The 17,490-nt window shown below is 57.3% G+C and carries 15 protein-coding genes; 9 read left to right on the forward strand and 6 right to left on the reverse strand.

Annotated features, from left to right (window positions below; genetic code table 11):
* Nucleotides 1-7: 7 nt before the first annotated feature.
* From HMPREF1144_RS01830 to HMPREF1144_RS01840, 3 genes are all read right to left on the reverse strand, one after another.
* Nucleotides 8-910 carry a carbohydrate ABC transporter permease gene (locus HMPREF1144_RS01830; protein WP_004124639.1) on the reverse strand — a complete coding sequence of 301 codons (903 nt, stop codon included), beginning with the start codon at nucleotides 908-910 and terminating at the stop codon, nucleotides 8-10.
* Nucleotides 903-1,793: a carbohydrate ABC transporter permease gene (locus HMPREF1144_RS01835; RefSeq protein ID WP_004115132.1), complete on the reverse strand. Its 891-nt coding sequence runs from the start codon at nucleotides 1,791-1,793 to the stop codon at nucleotides 903-905. The genes HMPREF1144_RS01830 and HMPREF1144_RS01835 overlap by 8 nt, the downstream gene beginning before the upstream one ends.
* A gap of 493 nt (nucleotides 1,794-2,286) precedes the next feature.
* A complete protein-coding gene (locus tag HMPREF1144_RS01840; RefSeq protein WP_004853896.1) occupies nucleotides 2,287-2,613 on the reverse strand; it encodes a cupin domain-containing protein in 327 nt (108 codons plus the stop codon).
* Nucleotides 2,614-2,748: 135 nt separating this feature from the next.
* Here HMPREF1144_RS01840 and HMPREF1144_RS01845 point away from each other — a divergent pair, with 135 nt between their 5' ends.
* Nucleotides 2,749-3,441: an aspartate/glutamate racemase gene (locus HMPREF1144_RS01845; protein ID WP_004853894.1), complete on the forward strand. Its 693-nt coding sequence runs from the start codon at nucleotides 2,749-2,751 to the stop codon at nucleotides 3,439-3,441.
* On the opposite strand, the gene HMPREF1144_RS01850 is transcribed toward HMPREF1144_RS01845, so the two are convergent.
* The gene (locus tag HMPREF1144_RS01850; RefSeq protein WP_004853891.1) at nucleotides 3,428-4,354 is read right to left on the reverse strand and encodes a LysR family transcriptional regulator; all 927 of its coding nucleotides are present in this window, start codon (nucleotides 4,352-4,354) and stop codon (nucleotides 3,428-3,430) included. The genes HMPREF1144_RS01845 and HMPREF1144_RS01850 overlap by 14 nt on opposite strands.
* 133 nt (nucleotides 4,355-4,487) lie before the next feature.
* Here HMPREF1144_RS01850 and lysA point away from each other — a divergent pair, with 133 nt between their 5' ends.
* On the forward strand, nucleotides 4,488-5,750 hold the full coding sequence (gene lysA / locus HMPREF1144_RS01855) for a diaminopimelate decarboxylase (protein WP_009651686.1): 1,263 nt from the start codon (nucleotides 4,488-4,490) through the stop codon (nucleotides 5,748-5,750).
* Between the two features lie 39 nt (nucleotides 5,751-5,789).
* On the opposite strand, the gene HMPREF1144_RS01860 is transcribed toward lysA, so the two are convergent.
* Nucleotides 5,790-6,791 (reverse strand): LacI family DNA-binding transcriptional regulator, encoded by a 1,002-nt coding sequence (locus HMPREF1144_RS01860; RefSeq protein ID WP_162933706.1) that lies wholly within the window; start codon nucleotides 6,789-6,791, stop codon nucleotides 5,790-5,792.
* Between the two features lie 303 nt (nucleotides 6,792-7,094).
* Here HMPREF1144_RS01860 and HMPREF1144_RS01865 point away from each other — a divergent pair, with 303 nt between their 5' ends.
* The 4 genes from HMPREF1144_RS01865 to HMPREF1144_RS01880 all read left to right on the forward strand — a co-directional run bounded on the left by HMPREF1144_RS01865 (nucleotide 7,095) and on the right by HMPREF1144_RS01880 (nucleotide 11,185).
* Nucleotides 7,095-8,432 carry a PTS sugar transporter subunit IIC gene (locus tag HMPREF1144_RS01865; RefSeq protein WP_009651688.1) on the forward strand — a complete coding sequence of 446 codons (1,338 nt, stop codon included), beginning with the start codon at nucleotides 7,095-7,097 and terminating at the stop codon, nucleotides 8,430-8,432.
* A 7-nt stretch (nucleotides 8,433-8,439) separates the two neighbouring features.
* Nucleotides 8,440-9,867, forward strand: coding sequence for a glycoside hydrolase family 1 protein (locus tag HMPREF1144_RS01870; RefSeq protein WP_042926818.1), 1,428 nt, complete (start codon nucleotides 8,440-8,442; stop codon nucleotides 9,865-9,867).
* 68 nt (nucleotides 9,868-9,935) lie between these two features.
* Nucleotides 9,936-10,709 (forward strand): GntR family transcriptional regulator, encoded by a 774-nt coding sequence (locus HMPREF1144_RS01875; RefSeq protein ID WP_004105268.1) that lies wholly within the window; start codon nucleotides 9,936-9,938, stop codon nucleotides 10,707-10,709.
* Nucleotides 10,706-11,185, forward strand: coding sequence for a GNAT family N-acetyltransferase (locus tag HMPREF1144_RS01880; protein ID WP_009651682.1), 480 nt, complete (start codon nucleotides 10,706-10,708; stop codon nucleotides 11,183-11,185). The genes HMPREF1144_RS01875 and HMPREF1144_RS01880 overlap by 4 nt, the downstream gene beginning before the upstream one ends.
* Here the strand turns inward: HMPREF1144_RS01880 and galR are convergent.
* On the reverse strand, nucleotides 11,146-12,162 hold the full coding sequence (galR, locus tag HMPREF1144_RS01885) for an HTH-type transcriptional regulator GalR (protein WP_004853879.1): 1,017 nt from the start codon (nucleotides 12,160-12,162) through the stop codon (nucleotides 11,146-11,148). The genes HMPREF1144_RS01880 and galR overlap by 40 nt on opposite strands.
* A 621-nt stretch (nucleotides 12,163-12,783) precedes the next feature.
* Here galR and aas point away from each other — a divergent pair.
* The 3 genes from aas to HMPREF1144_RS01905 all read left to right on the forward strand — a co-directional run bounded on the left by aas (nucleotide 12,784) and on the right by HMPREF1144_RS01905 (nucleotide 17,365).
* Nucleotides 12,784-14,943, forward strand: coding sequence for a bifunctional acyl-ACP--phospholipid O-acyltransferase/long-chain-fatty-acid--ACP ligase (gene aas, locus HMPREF1144_RS01895; RefSeq protein ID WP_009651681.1), 2,160 nt, complete (start codon nucleotides 12,784-12,786; stop codon nucleotides 14,941-14,943).
* Nucleotides 14,936-16,129, forward strand: coding sequence for a lysophospholipid transporter LplT (gene lplT / locus HMPREF1144_RS01900; protein WP_004853875.1), 1,194 nt, complete (start codon nucleotides 14,936-14,938; stop codon nucleotides 16,127-16,129). Before aas ends, lplT begins: the two co-directional genes overlap by 8 nt.
* Before the next feature lie 264 nt (nucleotides 16,130-16,393).
* Nucleotides 16,394-17,365, forward strand: a complete 972-nt coding sequence (locus tag HMPREF1144_RS01905; RefSeq protein ID WP_009651684.1) for an IS110 family transposase — start codon at nucleotides 16,394-16,396, stop codon at nucleotides 17,363-17,365.
* The last annotated feature ends 125 nt before the right edge of the window (nucleotides 17,366-17,490 follow it).

Genomic DNA, 17,490 nt, shown 5'->3' on the forward strand with positions numbered 1-17,490 from the left:
TTCCCTCTTAACCTTTAATTCCGCTGCTGGTAACGCCCTGTACGAAGTAGCGTTGTGCCAGGAAGAACACGATGATGGACGGCAGAATGGAGATGCTCGCCATTGCCAGAATTTCGTTCCACGGAGCGCCTTCCGTGACGTCGATGGACATTTTCAGCGCCAGCGCGATGGGGTATTTATCCACGCTGTAGACGTAAATCAGCGGACCGATAAAGTCGTTCATGGACCACATGAACTGGAACAGCGCCACCGAGATAATCGCCGGTTTCAGAATCGGCACCACTACGTACCACAGCACCTGAATGGAGTTGCAGCCGTCAATCTGCGCCGCTTCTTCCATGTCGCGCGGAACGCCGCGCAGGAACTGAATCAGCATGAAGACGAAGAACCCCTGAGTGGCAAAGGCCAGCGGCAGGTACAGCGGCAGATAGCTGTTCAGCATGCCCATTTCACGGAACATCAGGTACTGCGGGATCAGCAGTACGGTGCTCGGCAGGAGCATGGTGGTGATCAGCGTGGCGAACCAGAATTTCTTCCACGGGATCTCGAAGCGGGCAAAGCCGTAGGCCACGATGGTGGAGGAGATAATGGTCAGCAGCACTTTCGGGATCACATACTTGAAGGTGTTCAGCATGTAGTGGCCGAAGTTGTACTCAGTGCCGGTTTTCCAGCCGTTGATAAAGCCATCCCAGGTCGCGTGGGCAGGCCACAGGCTCAGGGTGGTGAAGATCTCGTGGTTCGGTTTGAACGACGCCGAGAACATCCATACCAGCGGGTAGAGCATCAGCAGGCCGACGAACAGCAGGATCACATAGCGAATCGAGCGGCTAATTTTTTCACGACGCAGCGTCCGCGCGACTTCACGTTCGGCGATGTCCCTTGCTTCAGAGATGTGTTGGATATCAGCCATTTTTGCCTCCCTTATCGGCGGAGTAGAACACCCAATATTTTGAAGACTTAAACGCGATGGCGGCGAAGACCGCGACCACCAGGAACAGCACCCACGCCAGCGCCGCGCCGTAGCCCATATCGAAGTACTTAAAGGCGGTGTCGTAGATATAGAGCGAGAACAGATAGGTGGAGTAGGTTGGGCCGCCGCCGGTAATGACGTACGGGCCGGTAAACTCCTGGAACGCCTGGGTGGTCTGCATGATGAAGTTGAAGAAAATCACCGGCGTGATCAGCGGCACGGTGACCTTCATAAACATCTGCCATTTTGACGCGCCATCGATCATTGCCGCTTCATATTGTGATTGCGGAACGTTCTGCAGCGCCGCAAGGAAGATAACCATGGCCGAACCGAACTGCCAAACGCGCAGCAGGGTAACGGACATCAGCGCCAGCGAGGGCTCGCCGAGCCAGTTGACCGGGTCGAAGCCAAGCACGCCGATAAAGCTGTTCAGCAGGCCATCGATAGCAAACAGCGCGCGCCACAGAACGGCGATCGCCACCGAGCTACCGAGAATGGACGGAATATAGTAGGCGGTACGGAAAAAACCGATGCCGCGCAGCTTGAAGTTGAGGACAAAAGCGATCCCCAGGGCGAAAGCCAGTTTTAACGGGATGGTTAAAAAGACATACGCGAACGTCACGCCCATCGATTTCCAGAAGAGGCCATCTTCGGTCAGCATGTAGCGATAGTTTTCGATGCCGTTAAACACCGGTGGGCTCATCAAATCGTACTCAGTGAAACTGAGGAAGAAAGATGAAACAAAGGGAAAGGCGGTAAAGACTATCAGCCCTATGATATAGGGCGATATCCATGCCAATCCCAGCATTTTGTTTTCATTCATACATACCTACCTGGCTTGCGAGTTTGTAATACGGATTCGGGTTAACTGTCTCTCCCGCGGTAGCGCCGCCGGAGAGTTAATGCGTTCCTGGTATGTCGGCGGTAAATGCTTCCTTGTTAACTGTGCGTTTGTTGAGAACTTTTGCGCTCTTATCATCCCTGGAGAGCATATGTTTTTTGATTTTGTCTTACCCGGCGTCCTGATTTTGTAAAACGCCGTTTTAATTTTATTTTATTGCTATTTATTACGGAGTCATTCGGTTCATCGCGGAAATGTGATCAAAGTCGAAACGATGTTTCAAAAAAGTGCTGGCGCGCGCATTTTGCCAGGAGCCAGGTCATAGAAAAGGATGAGAGACAGGCGTAGTAAGGTGATTCAGGTGGGATTAATTGCTCGGCTAATCATTGCGACATGACATACATTATGACAATTATTATTAGCGGAAAAGTTCAGAAAATGGTGGGCATGCGCAGCATGCCCCAGGGAGGAGAGATTACTTTTGCAGAAAATCCTGACGAACGGGGGTAAAGGTATCAAGAAGCGTGCCCGGCTTCAGGCACACGCAGCCGTGCATAATTTCCGGCTTCTTATAGAGCGTATCGCCGGCGCTGACCACGTGCTTTTCATCACCGATGGTGAACTCAAACTCGCCGGAGAGCACATAGGTGAGCTGCTCGTGGGGATGATTATGCATCGGCCCGATAGCGCCCGCTTCGAAGTTCACTTCAACCGCCATCATCTTGCCATCGTGCGCAAGGATGCGGCGGGTGACGCCATTGCCCAGATCTTCAAGGGTGGTCTCTTTATGAAAAATAAACATCTGCAGGTCCTGTAATTAAATGAAACAATGTTTCATTTAATCTATCGCATAATCTTCTAAAAGGAAACGATCGCCTGGAGAAGTGGAAACTCGATCACAACTTTGTTTTACTGAAACTTCACGCACGGAGGGATGATGAAAACGATTGGTCTGTTAGGCGGCATGAGCTGGGAATCGACGATTCCTTACTACCGGCTTATTAACGAAGGTATTAAAACGCGTCTCGGCGGCCTGCACTCCGCCAGCTTGCTGCTGCATAGCGTGGATTTCCACGAAATTGAAGTCTGCCAGTCTACCGGCGACTGGGATCGGGCGGGCGAGATCCTCGCCCGGGCGGCGCTCGGGCTACAGCAGGCGGGCGCTGAGGGGATTGTCCTTTGCACCAACACCATGCATAAGGTTGCGCAGGTCATTGAAACGCGCTGCGATGTGCCGTTCCTGCATATTGCCGACGCGACCGGCCGGGCGATTACTGCGAAGGGCCAGCGCCGCGTGGCTCTGCTGGGGACGCGCTATACCATGGAGCAGGATTTTTATCGCGGCCGCCTGCAGCAGCAGTTCGCTATCGACACGCTGATTCCGGAGGCGGAAGATCGCGGACGTATCAACCAGATCATCTTCGACGAGCTGTGCCTGGGAACCTTTAGCGCAGACTCGCGCGACTACTATCTTCAGGTTATTGAGCTCCTGGCGGAGCAGGGGGCGGAAGGGGTGATTTTCGGCTGTACCGAAATCGGCCTGCTGGTGCCGGAAGAGAGCAGCCCGCTGCCGGTATTTGATACGGCCGCGATCCATGCGGCGGACGCGGTGGAATTTATGCTGTCGTAAGTACTGCTTCGAGCGGCGTCAGGATGCGCGGCATGCTCTCTTGCAGATGGCGGGCGAAGGCATCGACCAGCGCGGAGCCGGGACGGTGCAGCGGGCGCACCAGGCTAACGGTAAAAGGCACTTCAACGCTAAAGCGGCGTACCACCACGCCGTTCCCGGCATAATCGAGGGCGGTAAGCGGGTTAACCACCGAAATGCCGACCCCGGCCCGCACCATCGCGCAGATGGAGGCGGCGCTGTGCGTCTCCACCACCATCCGCCGTTTGACCTGATGTTCGACAAACAGGGCATCGAGCAGCTGGCGATAGCTATCGGTGCGCGACAGGCTAATGTAGTTTTCGCCGTGAAAATCCGCCGGCGTCAGCGCCGGCTTTGCCGCCAGCGGATGGCCCTGCGGCAGTACGCACACTTCATTGAGGGTCAGCAGCGGCGTACGCTCGGTTCCGGCGGGGGTATGCAGAGTTTCCGTTAATCCCAGATCGTGGCGCTGGGCCGACAGCCACTCCTCCAGCAGCGGTGATTCCTGGGGGACAATTTGCAGGCTGACCTCCGGGTAGCGGGCTAAAAACGGCGCCAGCAGCAGCGGCAATAGCGATTGGGAGAAGACCGGCAGACAGGCTATCGACAGCTCGCCCTGGCGGAACTCGCGCAGGCTTTCCGCGGCGCTGACGATTCTGTCCAGGCCATACCAGGAGCGTTGGACCTCTTCAAACAGACGTAATCCCTGAACCGTAGGCTGCAGGCGCCCGCGGGTACGGGAGAACAGCGTCAACCCCAGCACCTTTTCAAAACGCGCCAGCTCGCGGCTGACGGTGGGCTGCGAGGTATGCAGCATACGTGCGGCCTCGGTCAGATTGCCGGTGGTCATCACCGCATGGAAGATTTCAATATGGCGCAGGTTGACGGCGGGCATGGGTGTTCCTTAAGTGGCGCAAGCCATATCATTTTTGCATAGACTGGCAATAAAACGATATTTTTTATTACGTACGCGCTGTGGCGTAATCGTAAAAAACAGAGATAACGCACACACAGCACCGGAGTTCTTTATGCCACACTCGCTTTACGCCACCGATACCGACCTGAGCGCAGAAAACCTGCTGCGTCTGCCCGCCGAGTTCGGCTGCCCGGTTTGGGTTTACGACGCGCAGATTATCCGCCGCCAGATTGCCCAGTTGAGCAAGTTTGACGTGGTGCGTTTTGCGCAGAAGGCCTGCTCCAATATCCACATTCTGCGCCTGATGCGCGAGCAGGGCGTGAAGGTCGATTCGGTGTCGCTAGGCGAGATCGAGCGCGCGCTGGCGGCCGGGTACGATCCGCATCAGCATCCGGACGATATCGTCTTTACCGCCGATCTGATCGACGATGCAACCCTGGCGCGGGTGAAAGAGCTGCAGATCCCGGTCAACGCCGGCTCAATTGATATGCTGAGCCAGCTGGGCGAAGTCTCTCCGGGTCACCGCGTCTGGCTGCGGGTTAACCCGGGCTTCGGCCACGGCCACAGCCAAAAAACCAATACCGGCGGCGAGAACAGCAAGCACGGGATCTGGCACAGCCATTTAACGGCGGCGCTGGAAGTGATGCGTCGCTATCAGCTCCAGTTGGTGGGGATTCACATGCATATCGGTTCTGGGGTCGACTATGGTCACCTGGAACAGGTCTGCGGCGCGATGGTGCGCCAGGTGGTTGAATTCGGGCAGGATCTGCAGGCGATCTCCGCCGGCGGCGGACTGTCGATCCCGTATCACGAAGATGAAGAGGCGATCGATACCGATCACTATTTCGGCCTGTGGAACGCGGCGCGCGAGCAGATCGCTAAACATCTGGGCCATCCGGTCGCGCTTGAGATCGAACCGGGTCGCTTCCTGGTGGCGGAGTCCGGCGTGCTGGTTTCTCAGGTTCGCAGCGTGAAGGAGATGGGCAGCCGCCACTTCGTGCTGATTGACGCCGGTTTTAATGATTTGATGCGCCCGGCGATGTACGGCAGCTATCACCATATTACCGCTCTCGCCGCGGACGGCCGCGATCTGCGCGCCGCGGCGGAGGTTGAAACCGTAGTGGCCGGCCCGCTGTGCGAATCGGGCGATGTCTTTACCCAGCAGGAGGGGGGGAAAGTGGAAACCCGCCTGCTGCCTGCGGTGGCGCCGGGGGATTATCTGGTGCTGCACGATACCGGCGCTTACGGCGCATCGATGTCTTCTAACTACAACAGCCGTCCGCTGCTGCCGGAAGTGCTGTTCGACAACGGCAAAGCGCGGCTGATCCGCCGTCGCCAGACCATTGAAGAGCTGTTGTCGCTCGAGCTGCTGTAAGGTGGTGCCCGATGGCGCTTCGCTTATCGGGCCCGCTAATTATGCGTAATACGGCCCGGTGGTGACCGACTCGCGCAGCACCAGTTTGCCGGTAAACGGCGGTATGGTCTCGATCGGCTGGCCGTTGGCCAGCTTGATGGCCTGATCGATAGCGGTGGTGATCATGTTATCGATCGGCAGATAGACCGTCGACAGCCCCGGCTCCAGCCATTTCGCGCTCGGCGCGTCATCAAAACCAAACAGCGAAATATCCTGCGGGATCCGCAGCCCTGCCTGATGCAGCGCTTTTGACGCGCCCAGCGCCATATCATCGTTACAGGAAAACAGCGCGCTAAACGGCGTTTTCTCTTCCAGCAGCTCGCAGCAGAGTTCATAGCCCCGGCCCATGGTGGAGTCGCCGTATTTCACCTTCGCCGGATCCCACTTGATGCCGTGTTTCTTCAGCGCGTTGCGATAGCCTTCCAGGCGAGCTTTGCCCGTCGGCGTGTGCATCGGCACGGTCAAACAGGCAATATCGCGATGGCCCTGGGTAATAAGGTACTCTACCGCCTGAAACGCCGCGTCCTGCTGTTCGAAGAACACGCAGCGCTCCCGTGCCTGGCTAACGTCGCGGTTGATCACCACCAGCGGCATGGCGATAGACTCAATCAGCGACATGATCTTCTTTTCGCTCATATGGCGCGTGTAGAGCACGATGGCATCGCACTGGCGATCGGCCAGCATCTGCACCGCCTCTTCTTCACGCTCCGGCGCATCGTGGCCGTCGGTGACGATCAGCTGCTTGCCCCAGGCTTCCGTCTGGCGAGAAGCCTGCTGTAGCAGGCGGCCAAAATAGAAGCCGTCAAAGGTGGAAACCACCAGACCGATGCTGTTGCTCGTGCGGTTTGCCAGCGAGCGGGCGAGAAAGTTAGGGCGATAGCCCAGCTCTTCCATCGCCTTAAAAACCTGTTGGCGGGTGCTCTCTTTCACCTGACCTGTGCCGTTCAACACGCGGGAAACCGTCGCTTTAGAGACGCCTGCGCGAATTGAGACATCCAGCATTGTAGCCATTCATCCGATTCCTGATATCACGTGGTGAACCGCAGTTTATCACAGACATTCAGGGGGATATGGCTTCATGGCGCGGTAAAAAACCATCGCGATCACGCTTTTACAGGAATTGATTGCAGGGAAAAGAAAACCGCAAATGCGGTATGCCAATTATCGCCTTTCTGGAATACCAATGAACGGGTTGGGAGCTTAATCACAGAACTTATTCTCCTCAGTGGCTATTTTTTGGTATGCCAATAGGTGTTTGGCTGTACACCTGGTGCGCTAAAAGCCCTTAAACCTGAGGTATCCTCTATGGCATTGCAGGACAAACTGATCGACTCACTGGGGAGTTTCGCCACGAAATTCAACAGCTACCGCTACATCATGGCGATAAAATCTGCTTTTATTACCCTGATGCCGGTGATCATCGTCGGCGCCTTTTCGGTGCTGATCTCCAATATGGTGCTGGATCCGAAAAACGGACTCGCCAGCTTTCAGGCGCTCTCTTTTCTGGCGGCGCTGAAACCCATTACCAGCGCGATCAACTACGCCACCCTTAACTTTCTCAATATTGGCGCGGTCTTTCTTATCGGCATCGAGCTGGGGCGGATTAACGGCATCAAGAGCCTGTTCCCCGGTCTGCTGGCGGTGATCTGCTTTATCTGCGTGACGCCGACCACCGTCGAAATGATGGTCGACGGGCAAATGCATGAAGTGAAAGATGTGCTGCTGCGCCAGTTTTCCGATACCCGTAGCCTGTTCCTCGGTATGTTTATCGCCATTCTGTCGGTGGAGATCTACTGCTGGCTGGAGGGCCGCAAGGGGCTGAAGATCAAGATGCCGGATACCGTGCCGCCCAACGTATCGGCGTCGTTCTCCGCCCTGATCCCGGCCATTATCACCACCACGGTGATTGCCACCTTTGGCTTTATTTTCCATCAGGCCACCGGCATGTACCTGTATGACGCGGTCTATCAGGTGGTGCAGCAGCCGCTGGAGCGGGTGGTGCAAAGCCTGCCGGGGATCCTGCTGCTGATGTTTGTCGCGCAGCTGTTCTGGGTTATCGGTATCCACGGCAACCAGATGATCAAACCGATCCGCGAACCGCTGCTGCTGGGAGCCATCACCGTCAATATGAGCGCCTTTGAGCAGGGCAAAGAGGTGCCGAATATCATCACCATGCCGTTCTGGGACGTTTATATGAGCATCGGCGGATCGGGACTGACGATTGGCCTGCTGATTGCGGTCATGATCGCCACCAAACGCAAAGAGATGAAAGAGATCGCCAAGCTGTCGATTGGGCCGGGTCTGTTCAATATTAACGAACCGGTGATTTTCGGCATGCCGATCATGCTCAATCCGATTCTTGCGATCCCTTTTATCATCACGCCGCTGGTGACCGGCAGCATTGGCTACTTCGCGACCGCCGCCGGCTTTGCCGGTAAAACGGTGGTGATGGTGCCGTGGACCACCCCGCCGCTGATCAACGCCTGGCTCTCTACGGCGGGTTCGATGGGGGCGGTGGTGACGCAGCTTATCTGCATCCTGACCGCGGTACTGATCTATCTGCCGTTCGTCAAAATAGCCTCCCGCCGCGCGGAAAACGCCCAGCGCCAGGCGGAGAGCGACCAGGCCAGCCAACAGATATGAGGACACAATGACGACAGTAAAGATGGCGATCCCCCACGACTTTATCCTCGGCGCCGCCGCTTCGGCGTGGCAAACCGAGGGCTGGAGCGGCAAAAAAGAGGGCCAGGACTCCTGGCCGGATCTCTGGTACAAAAACGACCGCCACGTCTGGCATAACGGCTACGGCCCGGCGGTGGCGACCGATTTTATCAACCGCTTTCGCGAAGACGTGCAGTTGATGAAGCTGGCGGGGCTGACCCACTACCGCACGTCGATTAACTGGTCGCGCTTTCTCACCGATTATGAAAACGTCACGGTCGATGAAGACTATGCGGCGTACTACGATCGGTTGTTCGATGAACTGCTGGCCAACGGTATCGAGCCGATGATCTGTCTTGAGCACTATGAACTCCCCGGCTATCTGCTGGAGCAGTACGGCGGCTGGGCGTCAAAAAAGGTGGTTGAGCTGTTTGTGCAGTACGCGGAGAAAGTGTTCGCCCGCTATCACCACAAAGTCACGCGCTGGTTTACCTTCAATGAACCGATCGTGGTGCAGACCCGCGTTTATCTGGATGCGCTGCGCTGGCCTTACGAACAGAACACCGGCACCTGGATGCAGTGGAATCACCACAAGGTGCTGGCGACGGCAAAAGTGGTCCGACTGTTTCGCGAGAAAGGCTATCGCGGCACGGTAGGCTGCATTCTTAACCCGGAGGTCACCTATCCGCGCTCAAAAGCGCCGCACGACGTGCGCGCCGCCGAACGCTACGATCTGTTTTATAACCGGGTTTTCCTCGATCCGCTGGTCCACGGCCTCTACCCGCCTGAGCTACTGGCTCTGCTCGAACAGCACGGGGTCTCCTGGGATTATAACGCGGAAGAACTGGCGATAATCCGCGACAACACCGTTGATGAGCTGGGGATTAATCTCTACTACCCGCATCGGGTTAAGGCTCCATCGCGCGCCTGGCATCCGCAGACGCCGTTCCATCCGGCTTACTACTATGAGCCCTTTGAGCTACCGGGGCGGCGGATGAACCACTCCCGCGGCTGGGAAATTTATCCGCAAATCGTTTTTGATATGGCGATGCGGATCAAGCAGGACTATCGCAATATTCCGTGGTTCGTGGCGGAAAGCGGCATGGGCGTGGAAAACGAAGGGCAGTTTCGCAATGGCGAAGGCACCATCGCCGACGACTACCGGATCCGTTTTATCAGCGAGCATCTGTGGCAAACGCTGCGCGCGCGGGAAGCGGGGGCCAACTGTCACGGCTACATGCTGTGGGCGTTTACCGACAACGTTTCGCCGATGAACGCGTTTAAAAATCGCTACGGGCTGATTGAAATCGATCTGCAAAATAATCGTGCGCGGCGGCCCAAGGCGTCCGCCAGGTGGTTCCGTAAGCTAGGCGAGAGCCGGGAATTGACGCTGGATATTGACGATGAGTGGCGCTAGCCGGGCTGAAATTTTGCTAAGATAGCGGCCGATATTGACTCGCAGGCTCATAACGCACAGGTGATATTGTGGAGAAGGCTATCATTCCGCCGGAAAAGAAACCCTACCAGGAAATAGGTGATGATTTACGCGCACAGATTGCGCAGGGGCGCTATCCCATCGGGTCGCGCCTGCCGCCGGAACGCAATATCGCCGAGACCTACGGCGTGAGCCGGACCATCGTCCGCGAAGCGCTGCTGATGCTGGAGCTGCAGGGGACGGTCGACATTCGCCAGGGCTCCGGGGTGTACGTGATGCGCATCCCGCACGAGGACGATAGCGAGGAAGAACAGATGCTAAGCAGCGACGTCGGGCCGTTCGAAATCCTGCAGGCCCGCCAGCTGCTGGAGAGCAATATTGCCGCCTTTGCCGCCAAAATGGCCACCCGCGCCGATATCGATAACCTGAAGCGTATTATCGAGCAAGAGCAGCGGGCGATTGCCGCCAACGATACCAGCCAGGATAACGCCCGGCTGTTTCACCTGGTGCTGGCCGGCGCGACGCAAAATCAGATGCTGCTGGCGACGGTCGAGCGCATCTGGCTGCAGATGGACAGCAGCCCGCTGTGGCAGCAGTTCAACGTGCATATCGCCAGCCGGGCATACCGGCTGAAGTGGCTCGGCGACCGGCAAACGCTGCTCGCCGCCCTGCGTCGACGCGATGTGATGGGGGCCTGGCAGGCAATGTGGCAGCATCTTGAAAACGTCAAAAACAGCCTGCTGGAGCTCTCCGATGAAGACGCGCCGGACTTTGACGGCTATCTGTTTGAATCGGTCCCAATTTTTCAGGGGAAGCTGGTGTGATCATTCAGTCCCTCCACGCCGCGCCGCAGCACGCTTCACGGGTGACAGAATGGCTATGGCAGGCTTTTGGCGGTGAAACGCTGCCGCAGGCGTTCTTCGCCAGCATTGTCGAACATAGCCAGACGCCGGGAGCGCTGCCCATTACCTTTGTGGCCGTGGAGGGCGAGAGGCTGCTGGGTACCGTCGGCCTGTGGCGCTGCGATTTAATCAGCCGTCAGGATCTCTATCCGTGGATGGCGGCGCTCTACGTGGCGCCTGAGGCGCGCGGGCAGGGGCTGGCGGGAAAACTACAGCAGCACGTCATCGAATATGCCCGAGCGCAGGGCTATGGCGAGTTGTTTCTCTACTCCGCCTGCCGCGATTTTTATGAACGTTTCGGCTGGCAGTATATCGGCGAAGGCCTGGATTATCCGGCCAGCGCCGTCAGTTTATACCGCTACGATTTATCGCTGTCGAGGGGCGCAATCACCGAGTGACGGCGGACCAGCGTGGGGCTGAAAAGGTGGGTAATCTCCGGCGGCGGGCGATGCTCCGCCAGCGCTAACGCCAGCTCCGCGGCCTGCGTCGCCATGGTGACAATCGGATAGCGTACGGTGGTCAGACGCGGACGTACGTAACGCGAAATCAGCACGTCATCAAAGCCAATCAGCGAAATCTCACGCGGCACATCAATCCCGTTATCGTTTAATACGCCCATAGCGCCGGCGGCCATTGAGTCGTTATAGCAGGCTACGGCGCTGAAGTTCCTGCCGCGGCCCAGCAGCTCGGTTATGGCCTGTTCTCCACCGCTCTCATCGGGTTCGGCAAAAGTCACCAGGCGATCGTTGCACGGTAGATCGCTCTCTTTTAACGCCGCGTAGTAGCCCTGCAGCCGGTCTTCGGCATCGGAAATAGCGTGGTTTGAGCAGAGATAGCCGATGCGGGTGTGGCCCTGCTGAATCAGGTGGCGGGTCGCGAGCCATGCGCCGTAGCGGTCATCCAGCGCCACGCAGCGCTGCTCGAAGCCGGGGAGGATGCGGTTAATCAGCACCATGCCGGGAATTTGCTTCATCAGCGAAGCCAGTTCGTCATCGGGGATCATTTTGGCGTGGACCACCAGCGCCGCGCAGCGGTGGCGAATCAGTTGTTCAATCGCCTGGCGCTCTTTATGGAGATTGTGATAGCCGTTACCGATCAGCAAAAAATTGCCGGTATTGTAGGCGACCTGCTCGACGGCTTTCACCATCGCGCCGAAGAAGGGGTCGGAGACATCGCCCACCACCAGGCCGACGGTTTCCGTTGACTGCTGCGCCAGCGCGCGGGCGTTAGCGTTGGGGTGATAATTTAGCGTTTCCATCGCGGCGCCTACCGACTGGCGCGAGGCTTCGCTGGCTTTCGGTGAATTGTTAATAACGCGGGAGACGGTAGCGACGGAGACTCCTGCGAGCCGGGCTACATCCTTAATAGTCGCCATACCAGGCCTTTTTTAGGGTAAGCGTTTACATGGCATTTATGTTACGGGAAAGCGCGGCAGATTCAAGGGTTGGTACTTTTGGGTTAATGCAATTGTGACGCAGATTAGCGTCGCGGGTGAAATAGTTACCCACAGGGAGCGGAGAATGATTCCGGGAACGGACAATTCACACCTTTGCTTACACTTTGCGATTGGCTGTTGCGAATGTTCGCTGGTTTACCCATTCATTGCATTGATACTCTGGCTATCCCAGAGGTATTGATAGGTGGAGTCAACTTCAGGTTGACCACTTAATTACACCAGCCTGCGCAGATGCGCAGGTTTTTTTTTGCCCGCCGTTGGCCGTTGTTACAGTTCGCGAAAAAAGTAATAACTGGTTGCACTTAGGCTCATTCCCTTGCGTTTTATGGCTGGCGCCGGCGGCGGGAAAAACGAGACAATCAGGATCCCAGAGGTATTGATTGGTGAGTTTTTTAAGTACGCTTTTCGTACTGATTATCTTGCACCGACCTGCGCGGATGCGCAGGTTTTTTTTGTTCTGAATTCCTCTCCTCCTGGTGCATTTTCCGTCCCTTCTCATGTAACCTGCTTTGACTGATTAACCGGTCAAACGGAGTTGTTATGCTTTTGGGATTTTTCAGACTACTTTTCAAAGGATTGTACCGGGTCAAGTTAACCGGTGACCCCCAGGCGCTGCACCAGCAAAAGGTGCTGATCACGCCAAACCATGTTTCCTTTATTGACGGCGTACTGCTGGCGCTTTTCCTGCCGGTGCGTCCGGTGTTTGCGGTCTATTCCTCAATCAGCGATCGCTGGTTTATGCGCGCGCTAAAGCCGATTATTGATTTTGTGCCGCTGGACCCGACCAAACCGATGTCGATAAAACATCTGGTCCGCCTGATTGAGCAGGGGCGCCCGGTGGTGATTTTCCCGGAAGGGCGGATCTCGGTGAGCGGTTCGCTGATGAAAATTTACGACGGCGCCGCCTTTGTGGCGGCGAAGTCGCAGGCGACCATCGTGCCGCTGAGAATCGAAGGCGCTGAGCTAACCCCCTTCAGCCGCCTGAAGGGGCTGGTCAAGCGCCGCCTGTTCCCACGCATTCAACTGCACCTGCTGCCGCCGACGCATCTGCCGATGCCCGATGCGCCGCGCGCCCGCGAGCGGCGTAAAATTGCCGGTGAAATGCTGCATCAGATCATGATGGAAGCGCGGATGGCGGTGCGCCCGCGCGAAACGCTGTATGAGTCGCTGTTGGCGGCCCAGTACCGCTTCGGCGCGCGCAAACACTGCGTGGAAGATATCAATTTTCAGCCGGACACCTACCGTAAGCTGCTGACCAAAACCCTCTTCGTGGCGCGCATTCTGGAAAAATACAGCGCCCAGGGCGAAAAAATCGGCCTGATGCTGCCGAACGCCGGAATAAGCGCGGCGGTGATTTTTGGCGCGATCGCCCGCGGACGAATCCCGGCGATGATGAACTATACCGCTGGGGTCAAAGGCCTGAGCAGCGCCATTACCGCCGCGGAAATCAAAACCGTGTTTACCTCACGCACCTTCCTCGAAAAAGGCAAACTCTGGCACCTTCCGGAACAACTGACTCAGGTGCGCTGGGTGTTCCTCGAAGATTTAAAAGGCGACGTCACCGCCGGCGATAAGCTGTGGATTTTTGCTCACCTGATGATGCCGAAGCTGGCGCAGGTTACGCAGCAGCCGGAAGACGCGGCGATGATTCTGTTTACCTCCGGCTCGGAAGGCAATCCGAAAGGGGTCGTGCATAGCCACAAAAGCCTGCTGGCCAACGTCGAGCAGATTAAAACCATTGCCGACTTTACCGCTAACGACCGCTTTATGTCGGCGCTGCCGCTGTTTCACTCCTTTGGTCTGACGGTCGGCCTGCTGACGCCGCTGTTTACCGGCGCGGAGGTCTTCCTCTATCCCAGCCCGCTGCACTACCGCGTGGTGCCGGAGCTGGTATATGACCGCAACTGTACCGTGCTGTTTGGCACCTCCACCTTCCTTGGCAACTACGCCCGCTTTGCGAATCCGTATGATTTTTATCGCCTGCGTTACGTTGTCGCCGGGGCGGAGAAGCTGCAGGAGAGCACAAAGCAGATCTGGCAGGACAAGTTTGGCCTGCGCATTCTTGAAGGCTACGGCGTCACCGAATGCGCGCCGGTGGTATCAATAAATGTGCCGATGGCGGCGAAAGTGGGCACCGTTGGCCGCATTCTGCCGGGGATGGACGCGCGTCTGCTGGCCATGCCCGGTATTGAAGAGGGGGGCCGTTTACAGCTTAAAGGGCCGAACATCATGAACGGCTATCTGCGGGTGGAAAATCCCGGCGTACTGGAAGCGCCCGCGGCGGAAAATCAGCACGGCGTTGTCGAGGCCGGTTGGTATGACACCGGGGATATCGTCAGCTTTGACGAACAGGGCTATGTGCGGATTCAGGGCCGCGCGAAGCGCTTTGCCAAAATCGCCGGTGAGATGGTGTCGCTGGAGATGGTCGAGCAGGTGGCGCTGGCGGTTTCGCCGGACAAAATGCACGCCACGGCGATTAAACAGGATGCCAGCAAAGGCGAGGCGCTGGTTCTGTTTACCACCGATAATGAACTGAATCGTGAAAAACTGCTGCGCTATGCCCGTGAACACGGCGTACCGGAGCTGGCGGTACCGCGCGACATTCGCTGGCTGAAGCAACTCCCGGTACTGGGCAGCGGCAAGCCGGACTTTGTCACCCTTAAAGGTATGGTTGAACAGGCGGAAGGTTCGGATGAGTGAGTCAGTACACACTAACACATCGCTGTATTCGAAAGGGATGATGGCGGTTATCTGTGCCCAGTTTCTTTCGGCGTTTGGCGATAACGCGCTGTTGTTCGCCACCCTGGCGCTAATGAAACAGCTGTTCTACCCGGAGTGGAGCCAACCGGTATTACAGATGTTGTTTGTGGGTGCTTACATTCTCTTCGCGCCGTTTGTCGGACAGTTTGCCGATAGCTTTGCCAAAGGGCGGGTGATGATGGTGGCTAACGGCCTGAAGCTGGTTGGCGCGGGGTGCATCTGCTTTGGCGTGAATCCGTTTGTTGGCTATACGCTGGTGGGCATCGGCGCTGCCGCCTATTCTCCGGCTAAATACGGCATCCTCGGCGAGCTGACCACCGGCGATAAGTTAGTGAAAGCGAACGGCCTGATGGAGTCCTCGACCATTGCGGCGATCCTGCTTGGCTCGATGGCGGGCGGTATCCTGGCGGACTGGCATATCATGGCGGCACTCGGCGTCTGTGCGGTGGTGTACGCTGGCGCGGTGGTTGCTAACCTGTGGATCCCGAAGCTGCCGGCGGCGCGTCCCGGACAGTCGTGGCGCTTCAGGCCGATGACCCACAGCTTCTTTAGCGCCTGTACGACGCTATGGCGCAACGGTGAGACCCGCTTTTCGTTAGTCGGTACCAGCCTGTTCTGGGGAGCGGGCGTGACGCTGCGCTTCTTGCTGGTGCTGTGGGTCCCGGTTGCGCTGGGCATTACCAGCAACGCCATGCCGACCTACCTTAACGCGATGGTGGCGGTGGGGATTGTGCTGGGGGCCGGCGCGGCGGCGAAGCTGGTGACGCTGGAAACGGTGTCGCGCTGCATGCCCGCCGGGATATTGATTGGCGTGGCGGTCATCTTTTTCGCCATCCAGCAGGCGCTGCTGCCGGCGTTTGCTCTGCTGCTGCTGCTCGGCGCGTTCGGCGGCTTCTTTATCGTGCCGCTTAACGCCCTGCTGCAGGAGCGAGGGAAACATACGGTCGGCGCGGGCAACGCTATCGCGGTGCAGAACCTCGGCGAAAACGTGGCGATGCTGCTGATGCTGGGCCTCTATTCGCTGGCGGTGAGCATCGGTATTCCTGTCGTCGGCGTAGGGATTGGCTTTGGCGTGGTGTTCGCCCTGGCGATTACTGCCCTGTGGATTTGGGGACGGCGCAGATAGTCTCTCTGGCGGCGCTTCGCTGACCGTATACGTATTTTCCCGGAGGCGGCGCGTCGCGCCTGTCCGGGCTTGTATGATTACTCCATCAGAAAGAACCGGCCAGTTCTCTCTGATGGCGGTCCGGATGCCGTGTCCGGGCTTAGGCTTTCGCGCCTGTTCCGTAGATCCTTTGCACCGGACCGCCGTTCTTTCTCATGTGATAAACCGGACAGTATCATGGACCGGCTTTCACCGGTAACCCGTATTTGCAAGGTTGGTTTCACTATGGAAAATGAACTCCACTTCATCGGTATTGATGTCGCCAAAGCTAAACTGGATGTCGACATTCTTCGCCCTGATGGCCGGCATCGTTGTAAAAAATTTGATAATACCCTCTCCGGACACGAAGCGCTGGTCCGCTGGCTTCGCGGCCATGACGTGAACCGTGCCCATGTCTGCATGGAGTCCACCAGCACCTACATGGAAGACGCGGCCGCGCATCTGAGTGATGCCGGGTATACCGTGTCCATCATCAACCCCGCCCTCAGTAAAGCTTTCGCACAGAGTGAGGGGTTGCGCAGTAAAACTGACAAAGTGGACGCCCGTATGCTGGCTCACTTCTGCCGGGAAAAACGCCCGTCAGCCTGGGAGGCCCCTCATCCGACAGAGCGGGCACTGAAAGCCCTGGTGTTAAGGCATCAGGCGCTGACAGAGATGCAGACGCAGGAGAAAAACCGGCGGGAAACCGCGCCGGAGGTTCAACTGGCCAGCATTGATATCCTGCTGGGATGTCTGAGCGCGGAGCTGACGCGTATCGAAAAACAGATAAAAGACCTGACGGATAACGACCCGGATATGAAACGACGGCGGAAGCTGCTGAACAGTATCCCGGGCATCGGGGAGAAAACAGCGGCGGTTCTGCTGGCGTATACGGGCCTGAAGCTGAAGTTCGGTACAGCGCGGCAGTTCGCGGCGTATGCGGGACTGACGCCGGTGCAGCATGAGTCGGGCAGCAGCGTGATGCGGGCGAGCCGGATGAGCAAAGCGGGGCCGGTTCAACTGCGCAAGGCGTTATACATGCCGGCATTATCGGCGCTGTACCATACGGCGTGGGGAAAAGCGTTCAGGAAAAGGCTGGAAGAGAGCGGAAAGCGGGCAAAAGTCATCATAGGGGCGATGATGCGAAAGCTGGCGCAGGTGGCGTACGGTGTACTGAAGTCAGGAAAGGCGTTCGATGCGTCACAGCATGGTTGTTGATAGCGTAAGAAAGAGTGCCGGATTAAACGACAGCACCGGATGGCGCTGTCGTTGTTGTGCCTGTCATCCGGGAGCCGGAAAAGGTGACAGTAGTTAAAAGAGTTGCAGGCGTTCACAGTATCTAC

Origin of the sequence: Klebsiella sp. OBRC7, assembly GCF_000293135.1 — a bacterium.
Lineage (GTDB): Bacteria > Pseudomonadota > Gammaproteobacteria > Enterobacterales > Enterobacteriaceae > Klebsiella > Klebsiella michiganensis.